This is a genomic window from uncultured Demequina sp., from assembly GCF_913055775.1.
Classification (GTDB): domain Bacteria; phylum Actinomycetota; class Actinomycetes; order Actinomycetales; family Demequinaceae; genus Demequina.
Map to the genome: position 1 here is coordinate 1 of NZ_CAJXJX010000130.1, position 7,555 is coordinate 7,555.

General features: G+C 69.4%; 5 protein-coding genes. 4 read left to right on the forward strand and 1 reads right to left on the reverse strand.

The genetic code is table 11. From position 1 onward, the window contains the following. On the forward strand, nucleotides 1-694 hold a 694-nt coding region (locus QZ483_RS11575), incomplete at its 5' end, for a glycerophosphodiester phosphodiesterase family protein (RefSeq protein WP_297084136.1). 95 nt (nucleotides 695-789) lie between these two features. Here the strand turns inward: QZ483_RS11575 and QZ483_RS11580 are convergent. Beyond that, entirely contained in the window at nucleotides 790-3,288 is a 2,499-nt protein-coding gene (locus QZ483_RS11580) for an FAD-dependent oxidoreductase (RefSeq protein ID WP_297084139.1), read from the reverse strand. A gap of 190 nt (nucleotides 3,289-3,478) precedes the next feature. On the opposite strand from QZ483_RS11580, the gene QZ483_RS11585 reads away from it, so the two are divergent. The 3 genes from QZ483_RS11585 to QZ483_RS11595 all read left to right on the forward strand — a co-directional run bounded on the left by QZ483_RS11585 (nucleotide 3,479) and on the right by QZ483_RS11595 (nucleotide 7,468). Continuing rightward, on the forward strand, nucleotides 3,479-3,943 hold the full coding sequence (locus QZ483_RS11585) for a Fur family transcriptional regulator (RefSeq protein WP_297084141.1): 465 nt from the start codon (nucleotides 3,479-3,481) through the stop codon (nucleotides 3,941-3,943). Between the two features lie 29 nt (nucleotides 3,944-3,972). Continuing rightward, on the forward strand, nucleotides 3,973-5,487 hold the full coding sequence (locus QZ483_RS11590; RefSeq protein WP_297084143.1) for a catalase: 1,515 nt from the start codon (nucleotides 3,973-3,975) through the stop codon (nucleotides 5,485-5,487). A 457-nt stretch (nucleotides 5,488-5,944) separates the two neighbouring features. Beyond that, nucleotides 5,945-7,468 (forward strand): SulP family inorganic anion transporter, encoded by a 1,524-nt coding sequence (locus QZ483_RS11595; RefSeq protein ID WP_297084145.1) that lies wholly within the window; start codon nucleotides 5,945-5,947, stop codon nucleotides 7,466-7,468. Nucleotides 7,469-7,555: the final 87 nt, after the last annotated feature.

Consider the following 7,555-nt stretch of genomic DNA (forward strand, 5'->3'; position numbering starts at 1 on the left):
GCTCGAGAACTCGATGAAGGCGTTCCAGGCCGCGGTCGACCTGGGCTTCCGCTACCTCGAGACCGATGCGCACGGCACTCGCGACGGCGTCGCCGTCGCGCTGCACGACGAGACGCTCGACCGCACCACCGACGCCACCGGAGCCGTCGCCGAGCGTGACTGGAAATCGGTGGGCGCGGCCCGCATCGGCGGGGGCGAGCCGGTGCCCAAGCTCGAGGACATCCTCGGCACCTGGCCGGACGTCAAGGTGAACATCGACGTCAAGGAGCAGTCGGGGATCGAGCCCACAGCGAAGGCGATCGAGCGCACCGGTGCCCACGATCGGGTGTGCCTGGGGTCGTTCTCCGCGGACCGCAGGCGCGCGACCGTGAAACTGCTCTCACGCCCGGTCGCCATGCCGGCATCGGAGCGCGAGGCCATCGCGTGGTGGCTGGGCACCTGGGTGGGCGCGGATGCGGACAAGACCCTTGGCGGCGTCGACGGCCTCCAGATCCCGTGGCGCAAGGACCCGTTCCCGTTCATCTTCAAGCGCCATGTCGAGGCCGCGCACGCCGCCGGCAAGCAGGTCCACATCTGGACCGTCAACCGGCGCGACCACATGGAGCACCTGCTCGACATCGGGGTGGACGGTCTGGTCTCCGACCGGGCGGACATCCTCAAGGAGGTCCTGATCGCCCGGGATCAGTGGGCCTGATCAGCCGTCACCGCTCGCGGCCCTGACATGACGTGGGCGCGGCCCGCGGCGGCTCGACTCGCCAGCGGACCGCGCCACGTGTGGTGCGGGGCAGCTCAGATGAAGAGCGTCGACCCGGACTCCTCGGCCTCGCCCAGGAAGGTCGCGACGCCACCCAGCTCGACTCCCTCGAGCAGGTCGGACTGTGCGATGCCCAGCAGGTCCATCGTCATGGTGCAGCCGATCAGGCGCGCGCCACCAGCCTGAGCCGAAGCGATCAGCTCGGGCAGCGACTGCACGTCGTGCTGCTTCATGACGTTCTTGATCATCTTGGTGCCGGCGCCTGCCATGTGCATCTGCGACAGCGTCAGCTTGTCTGCTCCGCGCGGCATCATGGCGCCGAACATCTTCTCCATCGCCTTCTTCTCGCGGCGCGGCGGGTCCTCGCGGCGCAGCGCGTTGAGTCCCCAGAAGGTGAAGAACATCGACACCTCCTGGCCCATGGCCACGGCGCCGTTCGCGATGATGAACGCGGCGAGCACCTTGTCGAGGTCACCGGAGAAGACGACCATCGACGTCTTCTTGGCGGCGGGGGCGGATGCGGTGGTCACCGGCGCGACGCCGCCCTTGCGGAACGTCGCGACGTAGCCGGGCCCCTGGGGCGTCATGTCGACGAGGGTGTGGCCGTTCTTGGACGCCCACGCCGGGCCGTCCAGGGCGAATCCCGGGTCGGACACGGTCACGCGGATCTCGTCGCCCGCATCGGCCGCCTTCATGGCGCCGGCCAGGCGCATGATGGGGCCGGGGCACGCGAGTCCGGTGCAGTCGAGGTCGGTCTGCTTGCCGGTCGCGGCGGCGACGGCGGACGCGACGCTCACCATCTCGGCATAGTTCTCCATGGGCGGCTGGGCCTGGCTCTCGGCCTTGTCGGTCCCGTGGACGTGCTTGAACGTGGTCGAGCCGCCGGACAGCGTCTTGACGTCCTCGAAGCCCGACTGCACGAGGATGCGGTACGCGAGGTAGGAGCGGAAACCCACGGCGCAGTACAGGCGCACGGGCTGGCTGCGGTCCCAGTCCGCGATGGCCTCGCGGAAGGTGGCCAGCGGCACGGACTCGGCGCCCGGGATGTGCCACAGGTCGTACTCCTCGGGGGTGCGGACGTCGACCAGGCGCGCGCCGTCGGTCGCGGCCGGGAAGTCCCTCGAGTACCAGAGGTCGAGGTCGCCGCGCAGGACGTTGCTCGCCACGAAGCCCGCCATGTTCACCGGGTCCTTGGCGGAGCCGAACGGCGGCGCATACGCGAGTTCCTGCTCCTCCAGGTCGTACACGGTCAGGCCCGCGCGGATCGCCATGGCGAACAGGTCGAGGCGCTTGTCGACGCCGTCGAAGCCGCACGCCTGAGCGCCGAGCACGCGACCGTCTTCGGGCGAGAACAGCAGCTTGATGTGCATCATCGCGGTGCCCGGGTAGTAGCCGGCGTGGCCCGAGGGGTGGATGTGGACCACTCGGTAGGCGACGCCCGCGGACTCGAGCTGGCGGGTGGTGGCACCGGTGCCGCCGGCGACCATGTCGAACACCTTGACAATGCTGGTGCCCTGGGTCGAGCGGTACTCGGTGTCGCGGCCGCACATGTTCTCGGCGGCGACGCGCGCCTGGCGGTTGGCCGGGCCGGCGAGGGGGTTCAGGTGCTCGCCGGGGAGCACGGGGTGCGCGGTCTCCACCGCGTCGCCCGCGGCCCAGATCGCGGGGTCGGAGGTCTGCATGTGGGTGTCGACCTTGATGCCGCCCTTGGGACCCAGCTCGAGACCGGCGTCGCGGGCGAGTCCCACGGCGGGACGCACGCCCGCCGCGAGGATGACCAGGTCCGCGGGGACCGTCACGCCCGAGTCGAGCTCGACGTTGACGCGCTCGTCACCGTCTCCATCGCTGAGCGGGCGGAAGGCTGCGGCCGCGGTGGACAGGTGCAGGTCGATGCCGCGGGCGGTGAGGTGCTGCTCGACGGGAGCGGCGATCTCGGAGTCGACCGGCGGGAGGATCTGGTCCGACAGCTCGACCACGTCGACCTTGACGCCGCGGTGGTGAAGGTTCTCGGCCATCTCGAGGCCGATGTATCCGGCGCCCACGACCACGGCGCGGACCACGCCGCGGCGGCCGGCCTTCTGCTCGTCGAGGGCGGCGTCGAGGCGCGCCTTGATGCGGTCCATGTCGCCGATGCGGCGCAGGACCTGGACAGCCGGGTGGTCGATGCCGGGCAGTGGCGGGCGCATCGCCTCGGCACCCATGCACAGCGCGAGCTTGTCGTAGGTCTCGGTGGACTCCTCGCCGGTGTCGACGTCGCGGATCGCCACGGTGCGGGCGTCGCGGTCGATCGACACGACCTCCTTGCCGAGGCGCACGTCGATGCCGAGAGACTCACGCAGGCTCTCCGGGGTCTGCAGGATGAGCCGCGACCGCTCCGAGATGACCTCGCCCACGTGGTACGGGAGGCCGCAGTTCGCGAACGACACGTGGTGTCCGCGCTCGAGGACGACGATCTCCGCGTCCTCGTCGAGGCGACGCGCACGCGCCGCAGTGGATGCTCCGGCGGCCACGCCGCCCACGACCACAAGCTTCATGAGATACCTCCGGGGGTATTGGTTCCTCTCTCGAACATACGTCGCGGAGCCTCCGCGCGCATGGGCCGGAGGTCCCGAGTTCTAGGCGGCGCTCGTTCGTTGTGTCACGGTGAGCCCCCTGCCTCGCGGGACAGCGCCCACCCCAGTCGTTCTTTTGACACAGTAAAAACAAGCGCCTAGAGTGAGACCCGTGATCGACACCCACACCGCTGAGCCCAGCGCGCTGCTGCGCGAGGCCGGCCTGCGCGTCACCGAGACGCGTCTGGCGGTCATCGCCGCGCTCGCGGACGCCCCGCACTCAGGCGTGGACGCCGTTGTTACCCAGGTCAGCAACCGTCTGGCCAGCACCTCCCGCCAGGCCGTCCACAACGTCCTGAACGACCTCGCCGCGGCCGGCATCGCCCGCCGCATCGAGCCTGCCGGCCAACCCGGCCTCTACGAGCTTCGCGTGGGCGACAACCACCACCACATCGTGTGCCAGCGATGCGGCAAGGTCGCCGACGTCGATTGCGTCACGGGCCACGCGCCCTGCCTGACGCCCAGCAAGACCAGCGGCTTCGACCTCGCCGAGGCCGAAGTCACCTTCTGGGGCGTGTGCTCCGACTGCAGGGCGACGGAGGTCGCCCAGCCAGCCGGCGCATCGGCCCCCGTCTGACACGTCCCCTCTGCAACCAAGGAGTCATCGTGACTGAGAAGTTCACCACCACCAACGCCGGAGCGCCGGTCGCCTCCGACCAGCACTCGCAGACCGTCGGCAACGACGGCGTCACCGCGCTGACCGACCACTACCTGGTCGAGAAGCTCGCCCAGTTCAACCGCGAGCGCGTGCCCGAGCGCGTGGTCCACGCCAAGGGCGGCGGCGCGTTCGGCACGTTCACCGTCACGAACCCCGACATCGCGAACTACACCCGCGCGGCCCTGTTCCAGCCGGGCGTCGAGACCGAGATGCTCGCGCGCTTCTCCTCGGTGGCTGGCGAGCACGGTTCGCCCGACACCTGGCGCGACCCGCGCGGCTTCGCGCTGAAGTTCTACACGACCGAGGGCAACTACGACCTCGTGGGCAACAACACCCCGGTGTTCTTCATCCGCGACGGCATCAAGTTCCCCGACTTCATCCGCTCGCAGAAGCGCCTGCCCGGCACCCACCTGCGCGACAACGACATGCAGTGGGACTTCTGGACCCTGCAGCCCGAGTCGGCGCACCAGGTGACGTGGCTCATGGGCGAGCGCGGCCTGCCCCGCTCGTGGCGCGAGATGCAGGGCTACGGCTCGCACACCTACCAGTGGATCAACGCCGAGGGCGAGCGCTTCTGGGTGAAGTACCACTTCAAGAGCCAGCAGGGCGTGCACGGCCTGTCGATCGATGAGGCCGCGCAGCTCGCGGGCTCGGACGCCGACCACCACATCCGCGACCTGTACGAGCACATCGACGCCGGCGACTTCCCGCGCTGGGACCTCAAGGTGCAGATCATGCCCTACGAGGACGCGAAGACGTACCGCTTCAACCCGTTCGACCTCACCAAGGTGTGGCCGCACGGCGACTACCCGCTGGTCGACGTGGGCGTCATGGAGCTCAACAAGAACCCGGAGAACTACTTCGCGCAAATCGAGCAGGCGACGTTCGCCCCGTCGAACTTCGTGCCCGGCATCGGCCCGTCGCCTGACAAGATGCTGATGGCGCGCATCTTCTCCTACGCGGACGCGCACCGCTACCGCGTGGGCACCAACCACGCGGACCTGCCCGTGAACTCGCCGCACGCCGCGAGCCCCCACGGCCACTCGTACGCGAAGGACGGCTCGATGCGCTACTCGTTCGCATCGTCGGACACCCCGGTGTACGCCCCCAACTCGCACGGCGGCGCACACGCCGACGCCGAGCGCGCGGGAGACGCGGGCAACTGGGAGTCGGACGGCGCCCTGGTGCGTGCGGCCGCCACGCTGCACCCCGAGGACGACGACTTCGGCCAGGCCGGAACGATGTACCGCGAGGTGTTCAACGACCAGGAGAAGGCACACATCCTCGAGCAGATCACCGGCCACGTGGGCGGCGTGAAGTCGGACGACATCCGCGAGCGCGCGATCCAGTACTGGACGAACGTGGACGCGGACCTCGGTGCGAAGCTGCGCGCGAACCTCGCGGGCGATGCTCCCGCCGAGGCCGGCGAGCCCGGCACCGGCTGGGAGAAGGTCGACGCCTGATTCCGACCCACCCGCGATTCGCTCGCACGAGCCGCCGAGACCTGGCACACTGATGCGCAGGATCTCGGCGGCACGTGCCGGCGAGCACCGCACAAGCCACCGGCTGTCGCCCTAGCGCGACACCACCGGTCACAGACCATCGGCCGGGCCGCCCCACCCCCCTAGGACGGTCCGGCCGATGCATGTCCGGACGCCTCCCGAACGAGCGATTCGGGCCCCTTTGCGTTCACCTCAGCCCCGAGACGAGCGATTCGGGCCCCTTTCGCTCGTCCAAGGGCTTGGGTGAGCGGAAATCGACCGCCAGAGGGGCCGATGCGGCCATCAGGTACCCTTGACGCGGCCATCGGAGGCCGCACCTTCCGTACGAGCCCGGGCGAACGCCCGGGCTCGAGCCATGCCACCGCATCGGCTTCCCCGACTCCCAGGTGAGGCAAGTGCCCGCCGCCGTGAGGACATCATGACGACCACCGAGCGCACCCCCACTGGCATTCCCGACGTGACCCATGGCGGCGAGCTGTGGCGGCTCAGCTCCTGGAAGCTGCCGCTCAAGCGCTACCGGATCGAGCTCGTGTCGGGCCTGATGGTCGCCTTGGCGCTGATCCCCGAGGCGATCTCGTTCTCGATCATCGCGGGCGTCGACCCGCGGGTTGGCCTGTTCGCGTCGTTCACCATGGCCGTCGCGATCGCATTCCTGGGCGGTCGCCCCGCGATGATCTCCGCGGCGACGGCCGCGGTCGCACTGGTGGTGGCGCCGCTGGCGCGCGACCACGGCCTCGACTACCTCATCGCCGCCGTCATCCTGGGCGGCATCCTCCAGGTGGCGCTCGCCGGGCTGGGCATCGCGAAGCTCATGCGCTTCATCCCTCGCTCGGTGATGATCGGCTTCGTCAACTCGCTCGCGATCCTCATCTTCATGGCGCAGCTGCCGCACCTCACGGACGTGCCGTGGATCGTTTACGTGCTGGTCGCCGCGGGGCTGGCCGTCATCACGTTCCTGCCCAAGCTCACCACGGTGGTGCCCGCGCCGCTCATCGCGATCGTGCTTCTCACCATCGTGACGGTCGCGTTCTCGCTGGCGGTCCCGACCGTGGGCGACGAGGGCCAGCTGCCCGAGGGACTGCCCAGCCTGTTCTTCCCCGACGTCCCCTTCTCGATGGAGACGCTGCAGATCATCTTCCCCTACGCGCTGGGCGTGGCCCTCGTGGGCCTGCTCGAGTCGCTCATGACCGCGAAACTGGTGGATGACATCACGGACACCCACTCGGACAAGACGCGCGAGGCCTGGGGCCAGGGCGCCGCGAACGTGATCTCCGGCTTCTTTGGCGGCATGGGTGGCTGCGCGATGATCGGTCAGACGATGATCAACGTGAAGGCGGGCAAGGCGCGCACCCGGATCTCGACCCTCGCGGCCGGCATCTTCCTGCTGGTCCTCATCCTGGCGCTGGGAGACGTGGTCGCCGCGATCCCCATGGCAGCGCTGGTCGCGGTGATGATCTTCGTGTCGTGGGCGACGTTCGACTGGCACTCGATTCGCTGGTCGACGCTGCGCCGCATGCCGCGCTCCGAGACCGCGGTCATGCTGACCACCGTCGGCGTCGTCGTCATCACGCACAACCTCGCGTACGGCGTGGTCGCGGGCGTGGTCCTCGCGTCCGTGCTCTTCGCGCGTCGCGTGGCGCACATCGCCAACGTCTCCGGCGGTCCCGTCGAGGACGGCGTGCGCCGCTACACGGTCTCCGGTGAGCTTTTCTTCGCCAGCTCGAACGACCTCTACTCGCAGTTCGACTACGGCGGCGACCCCGAGCACGTCATCATCGACATGACCCACTCCCACGTGTGGGACGCGTCCACGGTCGCGGCGCTCGACTCCGTGGTCTTCAAGTACGCGCAGCACGGCACCGAGGCGCAGATCGTGGGCCTCAACCAGGCCTCGGCCGAGTTCCACGGCCGCATGTCCGGTCACCTGGGCGCGGGTCACTGACGCACGTCGCACCGCCCCCGTCCCGAGCGAAGTGGGCCCACTTCACTCACCTACGCGCTTAGACGAGCGAAGTGGGCCCACTTCGCT

What these genes read in the sequence shown, in the direction of transcription:
- QZ483_RS11580 (WP_297084139.1), bottom strand. Translation starts at nt 3,288, where the DNA reads ATGAAGCTTGTGGTCGTGGGCGGCGTGGCCGCCGGAGCATCCACTGCG.
- QZ483_RS11595 (WP_297084145.1), top strand. Translation starts at nt 5,945, where the DNA reads ATGACGACCACCGAGCGCACCCCCACTGGCATTCCCGACGTGACCCAT.